Source organism: Stenotrophomonas sp. GD04024 (assembly GCF_029837545.1).
GTDB classification, from domain to species: Bacteria; Pseudomonadota; Gammaproteobacteria; order Xanthomonadales; family Xanthomonadaceae; genus Stenotrophomonas; species Stenotrophomonas forensis.
Window position 1 is genome coordinate 1 of the sequence record NZ_JAOEDV010000021.1, and the last position, 17,834, is coordinate 17,834.

Genomic DNA, 17,834 nt, shown 5'->3' on the forward strand with positions numbered 1-17,834 from the left:
ACACCGCTTGCAGCTTCCCGGGCAACGTTCCCGTGGGAGTGCACCGTGCGCAACCTGATTACCGACTACCTGGGCGTCCATGCCCAGGCCATGCCGTTGCGCGAACAGCGGATGAAGCTGATCGCCAGCAACCTCGGCAATGCCGATACGCCCGGCTACAAGGCCCAGGACCTGGACTTCGACGCCGCCCTGCGCCACGCCCAGGGGCAGGATGCCAACGGCCTGATGGCCACCACCCACGAACAGCACTACGAGATCAGTAGTGGCCTGAACCCGTTCCAGATCGCGCGCGAGGGCGTACAGCCCAGCCTGGACGGCAACACCGTCGACCCGGATGCCGAGCGTGCCGCCTATGGCCGTGCCGCGCTCGAGTACCGCGCCTCGCTCAGCTTCGTCGAGAGCAAGGTGCGTTCCATGCTGACCGCGATCACGGGGCAATAAGCCATGAGCAACCTGCCGATCTTCGACATCGCCGGCTCCGCGCTGCAGGCGCAGTCGGTGCGCATGAGCACCATCGCCTCCAACCTCTCCAACGCCGACACCGTCGCCGGTTCCGCCGACGCTGTGTACAAGCCGCTGGAGCCGATCTTCCAGGCCGTCACCAGCAAGAACGATCCGAACATCACGTCGGTGAAGGTGAAGGAGATCACCCAGAGCGAGGCCGCGCCCATCAAGCGCTACGAGCCCGGCCATCCGCTGGCCGACGCCGACGGCTACATCTACCAGCCTGATGTCGATCCGGTGGCGCAGATGGTCAACCTGATCTCGACGTCGCGCAATTACCAGGCCGGCGTTGAGATGTTGACCACGGCCAAGGAACTGGCGCTGGCCACCCTGACCATGGGCCGCTGAGGCCCGCAGTACCGGATACCGCCATGACCACCTCCGTCAACAACCAGACCAACCAGGACGTCTACGCCGCGCTCGGCCTGAACGCTCCGAACAGCAACGCCACGAAAAAGAAGAACACGCTGGACCAGGCGGACTTCCTGCGGCTGATGACCGAACAGCTGCAACACCAGGATCCGCTGAAGCCGATGGACAACACGCAGATGGTCGCGCAGATGGCGCAGATGTCGACCGTGCAGGGCATCACCGATCTGAACAAGACGGTGAAGGGCTTCCAGGAGTCGATGGCCAGCGACCAGGTGCTGCGTGGTGCGGCGCTGGTCGGCCACCAGGTGCTGGTGCCGTCGGAAAAGCTGGTGCTGGAGAAGGAAGGCAGTGTTGAAGGCACGGTCGCCGCACCCTCGGCCGGCATCATCACCGTGGACATCACCGATGCCAATGGCACCAAGGTCACCTCGCTGAGCGTGGAGGCCAAGGCTGCCGGCGAAACCGCCTTCCAGTGGGACGGCAAGGACGCCAACGGCAAGCGCATGGAACCCGGCAAGTACAGCGTGGTGGCCAACCACGTCGACACCGCCGGCAAGAGCACCAAGCTGTCCACCTACGTGCAGGCCCCGGTGGAAAGCGTGACCGTCGGCTCCGACGGCCTGTACCTGAATCTCAAGGGCCTGGGCACGGCCCCGATCGACTACGTGCTCCGCGTCAGCTGAGCCGCACATCCCGCACTTACCAGGAGCATCCCATGGGCTTCAATGTCTCGCTGTCCGGCATCAATGCCGCCAACTCCGACCTGAGCGTCACCGCCAACAACGTCGCCAACGTCAACACCACCGGCTTCAAGGAGTCGCGCGCCGAATTCGCCGACCTGTTCTCGGCCACCGGCTACGGCCTGTCGAAGAACGCAGTGGGTTCGGGCGTGCGCGTCTCCAACGTTGCCCAGCAGTTCAAGCAGGGCCACAACGAACAGACCGGCCGCAGCTTGGACATGGCCATTTCCGGTGAGGGCTTCTTCACCATGAACATGAACGGCACCCGCGTGTATTCGCGTGCCGGCAACTTCCAGACCGATGCCTCCGGCTTCGTGGTCAATCCGCAGGGCGCACGCCTGCAGGTGTTCGCACCGAATGCCGACGGCACCAACTTCGATTCCGGCCGCATCGTCGACCTGCAGCTGCTGACCACCGACAGCGCGCCGAAGCAGACCAGCGAAGTGAAGGTCGGCTTCACCCTGCCGGCCAACGCCAAGCCGCCGACCGTCGCCACCTTCGACCCGACCGACTCCAACACCTACAACCACTCCAGCGGCGGCATCACCGTGTACGACTCGCTGGGCGTGAGCCACATCCAGGTCTCGTACTTCGTCAAGGGCGCCAACCCCAATGAGTGGACCGTGCGCAATTACGTGGACGGCCAGCCGGCCGGCACGCCGACCCCGGTCACCTTCGACAACAGCGGCAAGCTGACCGCACCGGCGGACGGCAAGGTCAGCCTCGGCACCTTCACCCCCAACACCGGCGCCGGCCAGTTGAACATGACGCTGGATATCACCGGCTCGACCCAGTACGGCGAGAAGTTCGCCCTGCGCAACACCCAGCAGGACGGCTATGCCGCCGGCAAGCTCAACGAGATCACCGTGTCGGAGACCGGCGTGGTCTACGCACGTTACTCCAACGGTGCCGACAAGCCGCTGGGCCAGGTCGCGCTGACCACCTTCAACAACCCGCAAGGGCTGGAGTCGAAGGGCAACAACCTGTGGGTGGATACCTTCAGCTCGGGCACGCCGCGTACCGGCATGCCGGACACCTCCAACCTCGGCAAGATCCAGGCCGGTTCGCTGGAAGCGTCCACCGTCGACCTCACCGAGCAGCTGGTCAACATGATCACCGCGCAGCGCAACTTCCAGGCCAACGCGCAGATGATCACCACCCAGGACCAGATCACCCAGACCGTCATCAACATCCGTTGATGAGCTGCTGACCCTGCTACGGAACTCCCCGCATGGATAAAGCCCTTTACGTGGCGATGACCGGTGCCCGCGCCTCCCTGCAGGCGCAGGGTACGCTCAGCCACAACCTCGCCAACTCGGACACCCCCGGCTTCAAGGAAGCGCTGGCCAACACCGAAGCCTTCCCGATCCGCGGCCCGGGCTTTGCCTCGCGGGTGGATGCGCTGCACGTCGACGCCGGCTTCAACCGCCGGCCCGGCGCGCAGCACATCACCGGCAAGCCGCTGGACCTTGCACTGCAGACCGGCACCTGGCTGGCCGTGCAGTCCAGCGATGGCAGCGAAGCCTATACGCGCGGCGCTGCACTGTCGGTCACCCCGAACGGCCAGCTGGTGACCTCCAGCGGCCGCCCGGTGCTGGATGACAACAACAATCCGATCGCCATTCCGCCCTACCAGGCGATGGAGATCGGCGCCGACGGCACGATCTCGATCATCCCGCAGGGCGAAGGCCCGCAGACCATGGCCCAGGTCGGCCGGATCAAGGTCGTGCAGGCCCCGGACGAGCGCCTCGGGCGCGGCCTCGATGGCCTGTTCCGCAACACCGACCCACAACAGCCGTTCGCACCCGCACAAGGCACCGCCGTGCACAGCGGCCAGCTGGAAGGCAGCAACGTCGATGCCGCCGGTGCACTGGTGCAGATGATCCAGCTGCAGCGCCAGTACGAAATGCAGGTGCAGGTGATCAAGCACGGCGACGACAACGCGCGCAGCGCCAACAGCCTGCTGCGCCTGGGCAGCTGACGGAATTCCGGCGCCGCCCGAGCGCGGCGCTGGCACACCGCTTGCAGACCCGCTACCAAGGGCCGCATCGCGCGGCCGGTTCCACCAGACAGGACACCGAAGATGAACCAGGCATTGTGGATCGCGAAAACCGGACTGGATGCGCAGCAGATGCGCATGTCGGTGGTTTCCAACAACCTCGCCAACACCAACACCACCGGCTTCAAGCAGGACCGTGCCAGCTTCGAGGACCTGCTGTACCAGCAGGTGCGCCAGCCCGGCGGTTCCTCGTCGGCGCAGACGCAGCTGCCGACCGGCCTGCAGCTGGGTACCGGCGTGCGCGTGGTGGCCACCGCCAAGAACTTCGAACAGGGTGGCCAGCAGCAGACCGGCCGCGCCCTGGACGTGATGGTCAACGGCCGCGGTTTCTTCGAGGTGCAGATGCCCGACGGCAGCTCGGCCTACACCCGTGATGGCTCGTTCAAGATCAACCAGGACAGCGAGCTGGTCACCAACAGCGGCTATCCGGTGCAGCCGGGCATCCAGATTCCCGAAGGCGCGCAGTCGGTGACCATCGGTACCGACGGCACCATCAGCGTGAAGATGGCCGACGGCGCCGCCTCGGTGGAAGTGGGCGCGTTGACCCTTACCGACTTCGTCAATCCGGCCGGCCTGCAGGCCCGCGGCGAGAACCTGTTCCTGGAGACCACCGCCTCCGGCCCCGCACAGAACGGCAACCCTGGCCTCAACGGCCTCGGCACTGTGGTGCAGGGCGCGCTGGAAGGCAGCAACGTCAACGTGGTGGAAGAGCTGGTGTCGATGATCGAAACCCAGCGCGCTTACGAAATGAACGCCAAGGCGATCTCCACCACCGATTCGATGCTCGGCTATCTCAACAACAAGCTCTGACCGGCCCAACCGGGAAACCGCCATGTCGCCCATTTCCACCTTCGCCCGCACTGCCCTCGCCTGCGCCGTGGCCGCCCTGCTCGGTGGCTGCGTGATCGCCGGCGACGTGCGCCCCTACGCGGCGATGGCGCCGATCCAGCCGATCATGCCGCCGCAGGCCGCGCCGACCGCCGGTGCGATCTACGCTGCCGGCCCGACCCTGCAGCTGTATTCGGACCGTCGCGCACGCGACGTCGGCGACCTGTTGACCATCACCCTGCTGGAAAACACCACCGCGCAGACCAGTGCCAACACCGCCACCAACAAGGAGTCGAACCTCAACCTGGGGACGCCCTCGATCCTCGGTGCGCCGGTCACCCTGGGCGGCAAGGACATCCTCAGCGCGTCGGCCACCGGCAAGCGTGATTTCACCGGCAAGGGCAACAGCGCGCAGAGCAACCGGCTGCAGGGCAGCGTCACGGTCACCGTGGTGCAGCGCCTGCCCAACGGCAACCTGGTCGTGCAGGGGCAGAAGAACCTGCGGCTGAACCAGGGCGACGAACTGGTGCAGGTGCAGGGCATCGTGCGCCCCGGCGACATCAGCCAGGACAACACCATCCCCTCCAGCCGCGTGGCCGAAGCCCGCATTGTCTACGGCGGACGCGGCCCGGTCGCGCAGTCCAACGCGATGGGCTGGTTGAGCCGCTTCTTCAACTCCGGCCTGACGCCGTTCTGAGTATGGCCATGAAAGCTCTCTTCTCTTCTACGTGGCAGCGACGCATCGCGTCGCTCTACGGATCATTCTTCCTCCTGCTGGCAATGGCTGCGCCGGCCAGCGCCGAGCGCATCAAGGACCTGGCCCAGGTCGGTGGCGTGCGCGGCAATGCGCTGGTGGGCTACGGCCTGGTGGTGGGCCTGGATGGCAGCGGTGACCGCACCAGCCAGGCACCGTTCACCGTGCAGAGCCTGAAGAACCTGCTCGGCGAGCTGGGCGTCAATGTGCCGCCGAACGTCAACCCGCAGCTGAAGAACGTGGCGGCGGTGGCGATCCATGCCGAACTGCCGCCGTTCGCCAAGCCGGGCCAGCCGATCGACATCACCGTGTCCTCGATCGGCAATGCGGTGTCCCTGCGTGGCGGCTCGCTGCTGATGGCTCCGCTGCGCGGTGCCGATGGCCAGATCTACGCGATCGCCCAGGGCAACCTGATCGTCGGCGGCTTCGGTGCGCAGGGCAAGGACGGTTCCCGCGTCTCGGTGAACGTGCCCAGCGTCGGCCGCATTCCCAACGGCGCCACGGTTGAACGTGCCCTGCCCGATCCGCTCGCCAATGGCGGCGACATCACCCTGAACCTGCACAACAACGATTTCACCACCGTCTCGCGCATGGTCGCTGCACTCAACAACGCCTTCGGCGAGGGCGCGGCGCGTGCCGTCGATGGTGTAACCGTGGCGGTCACCGCACCCACCGATCCCGGCGCGCGCATCGGCCTGCTGGCACGCATCGAGAACCTGGAGCTGGCCCCGGGCAGCGCGCCGGCCAAGGTGGTGGTCAATTCGCGCACCGGCACCGTGGTCATCGGCCAGCAGGTACGGGTCGGCCCGGCCGCGATCTCGCATGGTTCGCTGACGGTGACGATCCAGGAAAACACCAACGTCAGCCAGCCCAACGCCCTGTCCGGCGGTCGCACCGTGGCCAGCCCGCAGTCGACCATCACCGCCACCAACGACGGCAGCCGCATGTTCAAGTTCAGCGGCGGCACCACCCTGGACGAAATCGTGCACGCGGTGAACGCAGTGGGCGCGGCGCCGGGCGATCTCATCGCGATCCTGGAAGCCCTGAAGCAGGCCGGCGCGCTGAGTGCCGAACTCGAGGTGATCTGACATGCGCATCAATCCCGCATTCGATCTGCACCCGGCGCAACAGAACGATCCGGCCAAGATCGACAAGGTCGCGCGCCAGCTGGAAGGCCAGTTCGCGCAGATGCTGGTCAAGAGCATGCGTGACGCCAGCTTCGGCGATTCGCTGTTCCCCGGCGAGAACAAGATGTTCCGCGACATGTACGACCAGAAGATTGCCGAGGCGATGACACGCGGCAAGGGCCTGGGCCTGTCGGGCATGATCAGCCGCCAGCTGTCTGGCCAGGCTGCCGACGGCCCGGCGCTGGATACCCGCGTGGACCCGGCCAGGGCCAGCCGCGCCTACCAGCTGAACGCACCGGCAAGGCCGGCACCGTCGCTGCCCCTGGAAGACGGCAGCCAGGCCGTGCGCCTGCTGCAGCAGATGGCGGCCGGCGCACAGTCGGGGGCACATGCCGCGGTGGCACCGATGGAGCAGGCACTGGACCTGATTGCCGGCCGCGAGAGCAGCAGCATGCACCGCTCGCTCGGCACCGACGATCCCTACATCGGCAGCCTGCAGGGCGATGACTGGGCGGCTGGCAGCGACCAGTGGTCGGCGACCGCCAGCAATCGCGGCACCGCGATCAGCCCAGCCGATGCCCTGGCCACCCGCACCGCCGTGGCGCAGCTGGGCGAGCACACCCCGGAGGGCTTCGTTGCCAGCATCTGGCAGCACGCACAAAGCGCAGCCAAGGAGCTCGGCGTGGATGCCCGCGCCCTGGTTGCCCAGGCCGCGCTGGAGACCGGCTGGGGCAAGCGCCACATCAAGCATGCCGACGGCAGCACCTCGCACAACCTGTTCGGCATCAAGGCAAATGGCTGGAGCGGCCAGCGTGCCGTGGCCGGCACCCATGAATATGTCGATGGCGTGCGCCGCAACGAGACCGCCAGCTTCCGTGCCTACAGTTCGCCGGCCGAAAGCTTCGCCGACTACGTGCGCCTGTTGAAGACCAGCCCGCGCTACCAGCAGGCCCTGCAGGCCGGCACCGACGTGCAGGGCTTCGCGCGTGGCCTGCAGCGTGCCGGCTATGCCACCGACCCACGCTACGCCGCCAAGATCGCCGCGATCGCCGGCGGCCCGACCATCGAGCGCGCCGTCAGCGCCGTGGCCGACGCCGGCACGCGCCTTGGCCAGACCTTCGCCAGCACCGCAACCGCGGCGCTGGGTATCACTCGTCGTTGAGGAACCCCATGTCCAGCGTACTTTCCACCGGTACCGGTGCCCTGCTCGCCTTCCAGCGTGCGTTGGCGACCACCAGCCACAACGTGGCCAACCTCAATACCCCGGGTTACAGCCGGCAGAAGGTCAACTTCGCTACCGCTGATCCGCAGAACTACGGCTATGGCACGGTCGGCAACGGCACCCGCATCACCGATATCCGCCGCACCGCCGACCAGCTGGCGATCTCGCGCCTGCTCGACAGCAGCGGCGAGCTGGCACGCCTGAAGCAGCTTTCCGGCATGGCCGACCGGGTCAACTCGCTGTTCTCGGAAGGCGCGACCAACATTGCCGGCGTCTGGTCGAACTTCTTCGACTCGGTCAGCGGCCTGCCCTCCAACGCCTCCGGCACCGCCGACCGGCAGAACATGCTCGACGGCGGCAAGGCCCTGGCCAATCGCTTCGTGCAGCTCAACACGCACCTGAACAACCTCAATGGCGAGGTCAACAACGGCCTGCTGGCCGGTGCCACCGAGGTCAACCGCCTGGCGCAGGAGATCGCGCAGATCAACGGCGCCATCGGCACCAACATCGCCAATGCCGCGCCGGACCTGCTTGATCGCCGCGACCAGCTGATCACCCAGCTGATCGGCTACACGGGCGGCACGGCGGTGATCCAGGACGGCGGCATCATGAATGTCTACACCGCCGGCGGCAACGCACTGGTGGTGGGCACCACGGCGACCAAGGTCACCACGGTGGCCGACCCCTACCAGCCCGAGCGCCTGCAGCTGGCGCTGGAGACCCAGGGCAACACGATCCGGCTTGACGCAAAGGCCGTCGGTGGCCAGATCGGCGGCCTGCTGGAATTCCGCGACACGGTGCTGACCCCGGCCCAGGCCGAACTGGGCAAGCTGGCCGTCGGCCTGGCCGAGACCTTCAACCAGACCCATCACCAGGGTGTGGACATGTATGGCCAGCTGGGCGGTGACTTCTTCAACATCGGCAATCCGCGCGTCACCGCCAACAATGCCAACACCGGCACGGCCAGCCTCAGCGCCACCTATGGCGACCTGGGCAAGCTGGACGCGCAGAACGTGGTGCTGCAGTTCGATGGCACCCAGTGGAAGGCCAGCCGCGCCGACACCGGCGCCAACGTGCCGCTGACCGGTACCGGCACCGCCACCGATCCGCTGGTGATCAATGGCGTCAAGCTGGTGGTCGGCGGTACCCCGGCTGCCAATGATCGATTCCTGCTGCAGCCCACCGCTGGCGTGGCCGGCAGCATGGAAGTGGCGATCACCGATCCCTCGCGCATCGCCGCCGCTGCGGCGGTGAAGGGTGCTGCCGCCACGTCCAACACCGGCACCGGCAAGCTGAGCGGGGTCACCGTCAGCGATTCAGCCAACGCCAACCTGCGCAATCCGGCTGCGATCGTGTTCACCTCGGCCACCACCTACACCATCGATGGTGGCCCGCCGCAGACCTACACCCCGGGCCAGACCATCAGCGCCAATGGCTGGAGCTTCGTGCTGGACGGTGCGCCGAAGGTCGGCGACACCTTCAACATCACCCCTACCCCTGCCGGCTCGTCGGACAACAGCAATGCCTCCCGGCTGGCCAAGGTGGAGAGCGCCAAGGCGTTCAACAGCGGCACGGTCACCCTGAACGGTGCGCTGGGCGGCCTGACCACCCAGGTCGGTGCCGCGGCCCGCTCGGCCGAGTACTCGCTGGAAGCGCAGCTGGTGATCAACGACAAGGCGCAGGAAGCGCGTGATGAAGTGTCCGGGGTCAACCTGGACGAGGAAGCGGCCGACATGCTGCGCCTGCAGCAGGCCTACCAGGCCGCCTCGCAGCTGATTTCCACCGCCGACAGCATGTTCCAGACCATCCTGGGAGCCGTCCGCCGATGAGCAGCCGCATCTCCACCAGCATGATGTTCAACCAGTCCGTGTCGCTGATGATGGCCAAGCAGGCCAAGCTCAGCCACCTGGAGCAGCAGATCGCCACCGGCAGCAAGATCGTCAGCGCCAAGGACGATCCGGTCGCCGCCGGTGCCGCAGTCGGTCTTGACCGCAGCCTGGCCGCGCTTGACCGCATGAAGCTCAATGCCGGCAACGTGCAGAACCGGCTGGGCGTGCAGGAAAACACCCTGGCCCAGGTCAACGACCTGATGGCGCGCGTCAATGATCTGACCATCCAGGCCAGCAACCCGGCGCTGAGTGCACCGGACAAGAAGACCCTGATCACCGAGCTGAACCAGATCCGCGATGGCCTGCTGTCGCTGGCCAATGCCGACGATGGTACCGGCCGCTATGTGTTCGGCGGCACCAACGACGGCGACCCGCCGTTTGCCAAGATCAACGGCAAGGTGGTCTACCGGGGCGACCAGACCCAGCGCCAGATCGAAGTCGGCCCGGATACCTACGTGCGCGATGCGCTGCCCGGCAGCGAGATCTTCATGCGCATCCCCACCGGCGATGGCTTTGTCGATGGCGGCGCGGCGGCCGGCAACACCGGCAACGGCGTGCTGACCAACATCACCCGCGACGGCAGTGACAGCTGGAACGGACAGGCCTTCAGCATCCGCTTCACCGCTGCCGACCAGTACCAGGTGCTGGACGGCGCGGGCAACGTCACCGGTACCGGCACCTACAAGGCCGGTGACAACGTGGAAGTGAACGGGGTGCGCCTGCAGATCACCGGTGCGCCCGCTGCGGGTGACAGCTTCAACGTCACGCCTGCCAGCAGCCGCGACATCTTCGACACCATGGACAAGCTGATCGCCGCGCTGGATGCCGACACCGGTACCACCGCGAAGATGTCCGCGCAGCAGAACGAACTGCAGAGTGCCCTGCGCGACGTGGCACGCGCCTCCGAACGCATGATCGATTCGCGTGCCGCAGGCGGCGCACAGCTGAAGGCATTGGATAACGCCGCGGACATGCGCGAGGCCAACGGCGTGACCCTGAAGACCACGCTCTCGCAGATGCGTGACCTGGACTATGCCGATGCATTGAGCCAGTACCAGCTGCAGAGCACCGCGCTGCAGGCGGCACAGACGATCTTCTCGCAGATGCAGTCGATGTCGTTGTTCAACAAGATCCGCTGACGCTTCCCTCGCGTCACCGCTGAAAGGCCGCGATGCCCTGCATCGCGGCCTTTTTCGTTTCCGTGCCCGGCGCCATGCCCGCTGCGGCGGAATACCCGTGATTGCCCATCAAGGCCGGCGCTGCCCCGCCGATACCTTCATCAGCGCTGGTCGGGCCTGCCCCGACCGCCCCTTTCCGGGATTGCCTTCACGCCCTTCCAGGGCTGAAAAACCCGGGAAAAACAGCCTCCAGCACCGAATTTCGGCTCCAGCGGAATTCACGGCTAAAGGTTGTTGACAAAGCGCCGTTATTCATTTGGCAACAGCGAAGCACACAGCCACACAAAAAAACAGGCGGCGCTTCGTTTCATTCACCAACGGGTTCCATATAAGAGGAGACGACCCCATGGCACAGGTAATCAACACCAATACGATGTCGCTCAACGCTCAGCGCAACCTGAGCACCAGCGGCAGCTCGCTCGCTACCACCATCCAGCGCCTCTCGTCCGGCCTGCGCATCAACAGCGCGAAGGACGACGCGGCCGGCCTGGCCATCAGCGAGCGCTTCACCACCCAGATCCGTGGTCTGGACGTGGCCATCCGCAACGCCAACGACGGTATCTCGCTGGCCCAGGTCGCCGAAGGTTCGCTGAGCGAAGTCGGCAACAACCTGCAGCGCATCCGCGAACTGGCGGTGCAGTCCTCCAACGCCACCAACTCCTCCAGCGACCGCAAGGCGCTGCAGGCCGAAGTGACCCAGCTGGTCTCGGAAGTGGACCGCGTCGCCAAGCAGGCCGACTTCAACGGCACCAAGCTGCTGGACGGCTCCTTCACCAGCCAGCTGTTCCAGGTCGGTGCCAACGCCGGCCAGGCCATCGCCATCAACAGCGTGGTCAACGCCAAGGCCGATTCGCTGGGCGCCGCCACCTTCGCCAACGGCTACACCGGCACCAGCCTGGCAGCCGCCGACAAGGCCACCGCCGACACCACCTACTCCGGCCTGCAGATCTCGGTGACCCCGCCGGGCGGCACCGCCACCACGGTCACCATCAACGACTTCACCGTGAAGGCGGGCGAGTCGATCACCTCGGCCACGGCCGCCGCGATCAACGGCAAGCTGGGCGAAACCGGCGTCATGGCCTCGGTCAATGCCGGCGTGGTCAGCCTGGCCTCGGTCAAGGACGGCCAGACCTTCACCCTGGGCGTCAGCGCCGCCACCCCGCCGACCGGCGCCACCGCGGCGACCATCGCCGGCCTCGGCCTGACCGAGACCAGCACCAACGGCGGCCTGCTGACCGGCGCTGCATCCAACTTCGTCAAGGACCTGAACGTCACCACGGCCGAAGGCGCGCAGAAGGCGCTGTCGATCGTCGACAAGGCCCTGGAATCGGTCAACAGCGTCCGCGCCGACCTCGGCGCGATCCAGAACCGCTTCACCTCGGTGGTAGCCAACCTGCAGACCTCCTCGGAGAACCTGTCGGCTTCGCGCAGCCGCATCCGCGATACCGACTTCGCCAAGGAAACCGCCGAGCTGACCCGCACCCAGATCCTGCAGCAGGCCGGTACGGCCATGCTGGCCCAGGCCAACCAGGTACCGCAGAACGTGCTCAGCCTGTTGCAGCGCTGACATGAGCCGCCCCCGGGGCACGTCGGGGGCGTCTAACCCAACTCACGTGCAACCGCTCAAGGACCTCTCCTCATGGCACAAGTCATCAACACCAATACGATGTCGTTGAATGCTCAGCGTAACCTGAGCACCAGCGGCAGCTCGCTGGCCACCACCATCCAGCGCCTGTCCTCCGGTTCGCGCATCAACAGCGCCAAGGACGACGCCGCCGGCCTGGCGATCTCCGAGCGCTTCGGCACCCAGATCCGCGGCACCGACGTCGCCATCCGCAATGCCAACGACGGCATCTCGCTGGCCCAGGTCGCCGAAGGTTCGCTGACCGAAATCGGCAACAACCTGCAGCGCGTCCGCGAGCTGTCGGTGCAGGCCTCCAACGCCACCAACTCGGCCAGCGACCGCAAGGCGCTGCAGGCCGAAGTGACCCAGCTGGTCTCGGAAATCGACCGCGTCGCCAAGCAGTCGGACTTCAACGGCACCAAGCTGCTGGACGGCTCGTTCTCCAGCCAGCTGTTCCAGGTTGGCGCCAACGCTGGCCAGTCGATTGCCATCGACAAGACCATCGACGCCAAGGCGGGTTCGCTGGGCACCTCGACCTTCGCAAGCGGTGCCACTGACGCGCTGGTCGCCAGCACCGATGGCTCGCGCATCACCGGCAAGGTGATGGGCGTGGACATCGGCACCGTCGAACTGAAGGCCGGTGCAACCACCGCTGATGCTTCGAAGGCAGTCGCCACCGCGATCAACGCCAAGATCGGCGAGGCCGGCATCTACGCCGAAGCCAATGCCGACGGCACGATGAAGCTGAGCTCGGTGAAGGAAGGCAAGGCGGTCGTCGCTGCCGACATCGCGCTTGAGCGCAGCGACCTGAACGCCGGTACCGGCGTGTGGGGCGCGAAGGCTCCAGCCGGTGCGTACACCGCTGGCACCGATACCGCCGCCAACGTGCAGAAGCTGGACGTGAGCACCGTGCTCGGCGCCCAGCAGGCGCTGGAAGTGGTCGACAAGGCCCTGGGTGCGATCAACAGCACCCGCGCCGACCTCGGTGCGATCCAGAACCGCTTCACCTCGGTCGTGGCCAACCTGCAGACCTCGTCGGAAAACCTGTCGGCGTCGCGCAGCCGCATCAAGGACACCGACTTCGCCAAGGAAACCGCCGAGCTGACCCGCACCCAGATCCTGCAGCAGGCCGGTACGGCCATGCTGGCCCAGGCCAACCAGGTGCCGCAGGGCGTGCTCAGCCTGCTGCGCTGATCCACGGCAAGAAGGCGCCGCTGCCGTCGGATTGAACCGACGGCAGCGGCAACCCGGAAGCCACGGTGCACGAAGGCGCGGGCCATGCCCGGCCCGGGAACCCTCCCGAACCGGCTTGGCATCGCCCGCTCCTGCGGACCTCTCTTTCAGCGCTGTACCTTTGACTGTACGTACCGGGCGGCTTCGTCTCCCCCCGATTGTCAGTAGCCTGATCCCTCCCCTGCATTGGGGGAGGGTTTTTTGCAGACTCCCGGCAGCCCGCGGTGAACCTCCCCGCACCCTGCCCCAACCCTCCTGCAACCTGCGTGCCAGAACCCGCGCCAGAGCATTGGCACGGCGCATGCATCAACGAAGTCCTCAAGACCCAGCGGCACAGGCCGCTATTTTCGTTGACGACGGGCCACCGCACGACGGCCAGGCCCGTATACCAGGAGAAACGACGTGGCAGACTTTGGATACGGTGGCATTGGCTCGGGACTGGATATCTCCAGCATCGTCAACCAGCTGGTCGCAGCCGACCGCAAGCCGGCCGACAATGCACTGAACCTGCAGCAGTCCAAAGCCAAGATGCAGCTGTCGTCGATCGGCACCGTCACCTCGGCCTTCGACAAGCTGAAGACTGCACTGACCGCGCTGAAGGCCACCACCGCCTTCGATACCCGCACGGTGACCGCCAGCGGCAAGGCGCAGCCCGCCAATACCGAGGATGTGCTCACCGCATCGGTGGCGCTGTACGACCTGGGCACGACCAAGGCGGCCGCGTCGAACGGCACGCACCAGGTGGAGGTGACATCCCTCGCCACGGCGCACAAGCTGATTGCCGACACCTCGTTCCCGAAGACCGACACCTTCGGCGCCGGAACCTTGACGCTGACCGTCGGCGTGGGCGACAAGGCCAAGACCATGAACGTGGCGGTGGAGGACGGCGACACGCTGACCACCATCCGCAACAAGATCGATGCCGCCGGCCGCAAGGAAGGCGTCCAGGCCACACTGATCACCTCCGGCGACAACCAGTACCTGTCGATCGCCCAGGAGAAGACCGGTGCCGCCAATGCGATCAAGCTGGAGTACGGCGGCAGTGATCCCAAGCTGGGCGCACTGGTCGGCAGCCTGAAACAGAACACCGCTGCAGCGGACGCCGAACTGACCATCGATGGCGTCAAGGTGGTCAGCGCCAGCAATACGGTGGCAGATGCGGTGCCTGGCCTGACCCTGAACCTGAAGGTTCCCGGCAAGAGCACGGTCGTGATCAGTACCGACACGGCCGCCGCCACCAAGGTGATGCAGGAATTCGTGACCGCCTACAACGCGGCCATCGCAGCGATCAACACCGAAACCAAGTACGACGCCAAGACCAAGGAAGCGGCCACGCTGACCGGCGACGCGCAGATGCGTGGTGCCGCCAGCCAGCTGCGTTCCATGATGTCGGGCGTGCTGAAGGAGCTTTCCGCCGACGGCCTGGACCCGAAGGTACTGGGCCTGCAGACACGCGGTTATCCAAACGCCGACGGCAGCCTGGTGCTCGACACCACCAAGTTTGCCGCCGCACTGGCCAGCCAGCCTGAAAAGATCCGCTCGGCCATCACCGGCGACACCGGCGGTGCCGGCACGCTCTACACCATGGTCGACGGCTATGTCAGCACCACGGTCGGCAAGGAAGGCGCCTTCGTCGCCCGCACCAAAGGCCTCAACACCACGCTGGACAACATCGACAAGCGCCGCAAGGACCTGGACACGCGCATGAAGGGCGTGGAAGAGCGCTACAAGAAGCAGTTCATCGCGCTGGACAGCCTGATGGGCAAGCTGCAGCAGAGCAATACGTCGCTGCAGCAGCAGCTGGCACAGCTGAACCGCTGAAGGTCTACGCGCAACGCTCAAGTTTGGCGTGCAACGCACCGATAACGGACGCAACAGCAATCATCGCCGCGCCGCCGGCAACGATCCCCTCGATCGCCCGGCGGCACCCCGCGCAAGGAGAATCACGAATGTACGGTTCCAGCCGTCAATATGCCGAACAGTATCGCCAGGTGGGAGTGACCAGTGCGGTCGCCGACGCCGATCCGCACAAGCTGGTGGCGATGCTGCTGGCTGGCGCGCTGGAGCGCGTGCGCCGCGCACAGGCCAGCCTCGAGCGTGGCGACCAGGCCGGCAAGGGCAAGGCGATCGGCGAAGTCTGTGCGATCGTCGGCCACCTCAACGGCTCGCTGGACCATGAGGCCGGCGGCGAGATCGCCGGCAACCTGTCGGCACTCTATGACTACGTGCTGCAGCGCCTGACCGAGGCCAACCTGCACAATGATCGTGCAGCACTGGACGAAGCCCTGCAGCTGCTGGGCGAAATCGACAGCGCCTGGAACGCGATCCCGCACGAACAGCGCCGCCCGGCCGCGGTGGCACCATGAGCCTGCACGAACTGCACGCGCAGCTGGACGCGTTCGAGAAGGCACTGGGCGAAGAAGCCCTCGACCAGGCCGACAGCCTGCTCGACGGCCACGACTGCGCCCTGCATGCCCTGCTCAGCCAGCCGCTCACCGCGGCCGACCACGCGCCACTGAGCGCGCTGTTCGAACGCCAGCAGAACCTGCTCGGGCTGCTGCGCCAGCGCCGCGACGCGGTCGCTGCCCTGATGAACGATGGACAGCGTTCTCTTCGCGCGGCGCATGCCTACCTGCAGGCAGAATCGCTGGCATGACACAACTGCCGACAACGTCGCTGCACCACCCCGCCGAAAGCGAGCTGTTCGACGAAACGCTCAGCTGCGAACTGGCCCTGCCGGCCGAGTTCCAGCCCGGCAGTGCCGCCGGCCGCACCAGCAGCGCCGAAGGCCTGCTGCGCAGCCTGGCGCTGGTGGAAGACAGCCGCGTTGACGAGCATGACGACCGCAACGAGGCCAGCCTGCAGCTGCAGCGGCTCGAGGCCAAGCTGGACCTGGCGATGGTGCTGCTCGGCCGGCTGGTCCGCCAGCAGGGCCAGGAACTGACCCTGCGCCCGGTGCGCTGGTCACGCCGTGGCATCCGCCTGCAGCTGGGCCCGCGCAGCGCCGCCACGCCTGGCCAGGCCGGACTTGTGCGGCTGCAGCCCAGCGACTGGCTGCCCGACCATATCGACCTGCCGGTGGAAGTGATCGCCGAAGCCGCCGACGGCGGCGGTGGCCACTATCTCTGGCTGCGCTTCCAGCGCCTCGGCGACGGCCTGGAAATGGCCATGGAGCGGCACCTGTTCCGCCTGCACCGCCGCCAGGTGGCCGAGGCGCGCCGGGCCCGCTGAAACCCACCCTTGCGGTGCAGGACAGGCAACGCTTGGCGCGCCCGTTCAGCTAAGTTAAGGTGGACTCCCCTACACGGACCAGTTGCGTGCCTGTGCGAGTTCTCATCGTCGACGATCACACCCTGGTCCGTGCCGGCTTGGCGCGGCTGCTGCAGGGGTTTGCCGACGTGCAGCTGGTTGCCGAGGCCAGCAATGCCGAACAGGCGCTGCAGCTGGCCCTGCAGCATGCGCCGGATGTAGTCCTGATGGATCTGTCGCTACCCGGGCGCACCGGCCTGGAAGCGCTCAGTGACATCCGCCTGCGCGCCCCCGGTACCCGCGTGGTGATGATGACCATGCACGACGACGCCGCGCATGTGCGCGATGCACTCGATCGCGGCGCGGTTGGCTTCGTGGTGAAGGATGCCGCGCCGCAGGAGCTGGAACTGGCCCTGCGTGCCGCGCACGCCGGCCAGGTATTCCTGAGCCCGCAGATCTCGGCCAAGATGCTGGCGCCCATGCTGGGCCGCGAGAAGCCCACCGGCATCGCCGCGCTGTCGCCGCGCCAGCGCGAGATCCTGCGCCGCATCGGCAAGGGCGAGAGCAACAAGGAAATCGCCGCTGACCTCGGCATCAGCGTCAAGACGGTGGAGACCCACCGCGCGCGCATGATGGAATCGCTGGGCTGCCGCCGCGCCAACGATCTGTTGCTGCTGGCCGCCCGCCACCAGCACGAGCTGGAGTGAATCGGCCTCACCGTGATCGCCGGACAATGCCGGGGTGGAGTCGATTGTCGGTAGAGTCGACAGTTAGTCGATTTGCGCGCGGAGCGCGGGACTTTTCCAGAGCCTGATCTGAGAGCAGTCGACTAACAGTCGACTCTACCAACCCGCGACATCCCCGCATCGGCGACGAATTCCCGTCACCCTGACAGGCCCTGACAGGAATCCGTACATGGCGCCCCGCGAGCACGGCCGGCTCGGCACCACGAATCAATGACTTGGCGACGACCTTCGTCAACATCCCGCGTCCATGTAGGGAAAATCCCTACATCCTGTCGGGATATATACGAAAGCCCTCAGGAACCCCCCGAT

Annotated in this window: 18 protein-coding genes; all 18 read left to right on the forward strand. The window is 66.4% G+C overall.

Features of this window, described 5'->3' with window-relative positions; genetic code table 11:
- The first annotated feature begins 45 nt into the window (after window positions 1–45).
- The 18 genes from flgB (at window position 46) to N7590_RS09350 (ending at window position 17,486) form a co-directional block, all read left to right on the forward strand.
- Window positions 46–441 carry a flagellar basal body rod protein FlgB gene (gene flgB / locus N7590_RS09265; protein WP_005409576.1) on the forward strand — a complete coding sequence of 132 codons (396 nt, stop codon included), beginning with the start codon at window positions 46–48 and terminating at the stop codon, window positions 439–441.
- A 3-nt stretch (window positions 442–444) separates the two neighbouring features.
- Window positions 445–852 (forward strand): flagellar basal body rod protein FlgC, encoded by a 408-nt coding sequence (flgC, locus tag N7590_RS09270; protein WP_005416461.1) that lies wholly within the window; start codon window positions 445–447, stop codon window positions 850–852.
- A gap of 23 nt (window positions 853–875) precedes the next feature.
- Window positions 876–1,559 carry a flagellar hook capping FlgD N-terminal domain-containing protein gene (locus N7590_RS09275; protein ID WP_049457671.1) on the forward strand — a complete coding sequence of 228 codons (684 nt, stop codon included), beginning with the start codon at window positions 876–878 and terminating at the stop codon, window positions 1,557–1,559.
- 32 nt (window positions 1,560–1,591) lie between these two features.
- Window positions 1,592–2,815, forward strand: coding sequence for a flagellar hook protein FlgE (gene flgE / locus N7590_RS09280; protein ID WP_053511839.1), 1,224 nt, complete (start codon window positions 1,592–1,594; stop codon window positions 2,813–2,815).
- Window positions 2,816–2,847: 32 nt separating this feature from the next.
- Entirely contained in the window at window positions 2,848–3,597 is a 750-nt protein-coding gene (locus N7590_RS09285) for a flagellar basal body rod protein FlgF (RefSeq protein ID WP_164240890.1), read from the forward strand.
- Between the two features lie 102 nt (window positions 3,598–3,699).
- Window positions 3,700–4,485, forward strand: a complete 786-nt coding sequence (flgG, locus tag N7590_RS09290; protein WP_005409571.1) for a flagellar basal-body rod protein FlgG — start codon at window positions 3,700–3,702, stop codon at window positions 4,483–4,485.
- A gap of 22 nt (window positions 4,486–4,507) precedes the next feature.
- Window positions 4,508–5,200 carry a flagellar basal body L-ring protein FlgH gene (gene flgH / locus N7590_RS09295; RefSeq protein ID WP_008266280.1) on the forward strand — a complete coding sequence of 231 codons (693 nt, stop codon included), beginning with the start codon at window positions 4,508–4,510 and terminating at the stop codon, window positions 5,198–5,200.
- Between the two features lie 2 nt (window positions 5,201–5,202).
- The gene (locus tag N7590_RS09300; protein WP_164240891.1) at window positions 5,203–6,345 is read left to right on the forward strand and encodes a flagellar basal body P-ring protein FlgI; all 1,143 of its coding nucleotides are present in this window, start codon (window positions 5,203–5,205) and stop codon (window positions 6,343–6,345) included.
- A 1-nt stretch (window position 6,346) separates the two neighbouring features.
- Complete coding sequence (flgJ, locus tag N7590_RS09305; RefSeq protein ID WP_164240892.1) at window positions 6,347–7,546, forward strand: flagellar assembly peptidoglycan hydrolase FlgJ; 1,200 nt, start codon at window positions 6,347–6,349, stop codon at window positions 7,544–7,546.
- Window positions 7,547–7,554: 8 nt separating this feature from the next.
- Entirely contained in the window at window positions 7,555–9,435 is a 1,881-nt protein-coding gene (flgK, locus tag N7590_RS09310) for a flagellar hook-associated protein FlgK (protein ID WP_279935372.1), read from the forward strand.
- On the forward strand, window positions 9,432–10,634 hold the full coding sequence (flgL, locus tag N7590_RS09315) for a flagellar hook-associated protein FlgL (RefSeq protein ID WP_008266080.1): 1,203 nt from the start codon (window positions 9,432–9,434) through the stop codon (window positions 10,632–10,634). Before flgK ends, flgL begins: the two co-directional genes overlap by 4 nt.
- 385 nt (window positions 10,635–11,019) lie before the next feature.
- Window positions 11,020–12,240 carry a flagellin gene (locus N7590_RS09320; protein ID WP_008266078.1) on the forward strand — a complete coding sequence of 407 codons (1,221 nt, stop codon included), beginning with the start codon at window positions 11,020–11,022 and terminating at the stop codon, window positions 12,238–12,240.
- Between the two features lie 72 nt (window positions 12,241–12,312).
- A complete protein-coding gene (locus N7590_RS09325; RefSeq protein WP_164240895.1) occupies window positions 12,313–13,491 on the forward strand; it encodes a flagellin in 1,179 nt (392 codons plus the stop codon).
- A 441-nt stretch (window positions 13,492–13,932) separates the two neighbouring features.
- Window positions 13,933–15,351 carry a flagellar filament capping protein FliD gene (gene fliD / locus N7590_RS09330; protein WP_006443677.1) on the forward strand — a complete coding sequence of 473 codons (1,419 nt, stop codon included), beginning with the start codon at window positions 13,933–13,935 and terminating at the stop codon, window positions 15,349–15,351.
- Between the two features lie 128 nt (window positions 15,352–15,479).
- A complete protein-coding gene (fliS, locus tag N7590_RS09335) occupies window positions 15,480–15,896 on the forward strand; it encodes a flagellar export chaperone FliS (protein ID WP_006443675.1) in 417 nt (138 codons plus the stop codon).
- A complete protein-coding gene (locus N7590_RS09340; RefSeq protein WP_164240896.1) occupies window positions 15,893–16,186 on the forward strand; it encodes a hypothetical protein in 294 nt (97 codons plus the stop codon). Before fliS ends, N7590_RS09340 begins: the two co-directional genes overlap by 4 nt.
- Window positions 16,183–16,761 (forward strand): PilZ domain-containing protein, encoded by a 579-nt coding sequence (locus N7590_RS09345; RefSeq protein ID WP_164240897.1) that lies wholly within the window; start codon window positions 16,183–16,185, stop codon window positions 16,759–16,761. Before N7590_RS09340 ends, N7590_RS09345 begins: the two co-directional genes overlap by 4 nt.
- Before the next feature lie 92 nt (window positions 16,762–16,853).
- A complete protein-coding gene (locus N7590_RS09350; RefSeq protein WP_005413261.1) occupies window positions 16,854–17,486 on the forward strand; it encodes a response regulator transcription factor in 633 nt (210 codons plus the stop codon).
- Window positions 17,487–17,834 lie beyond the last annotated feature (348 nt).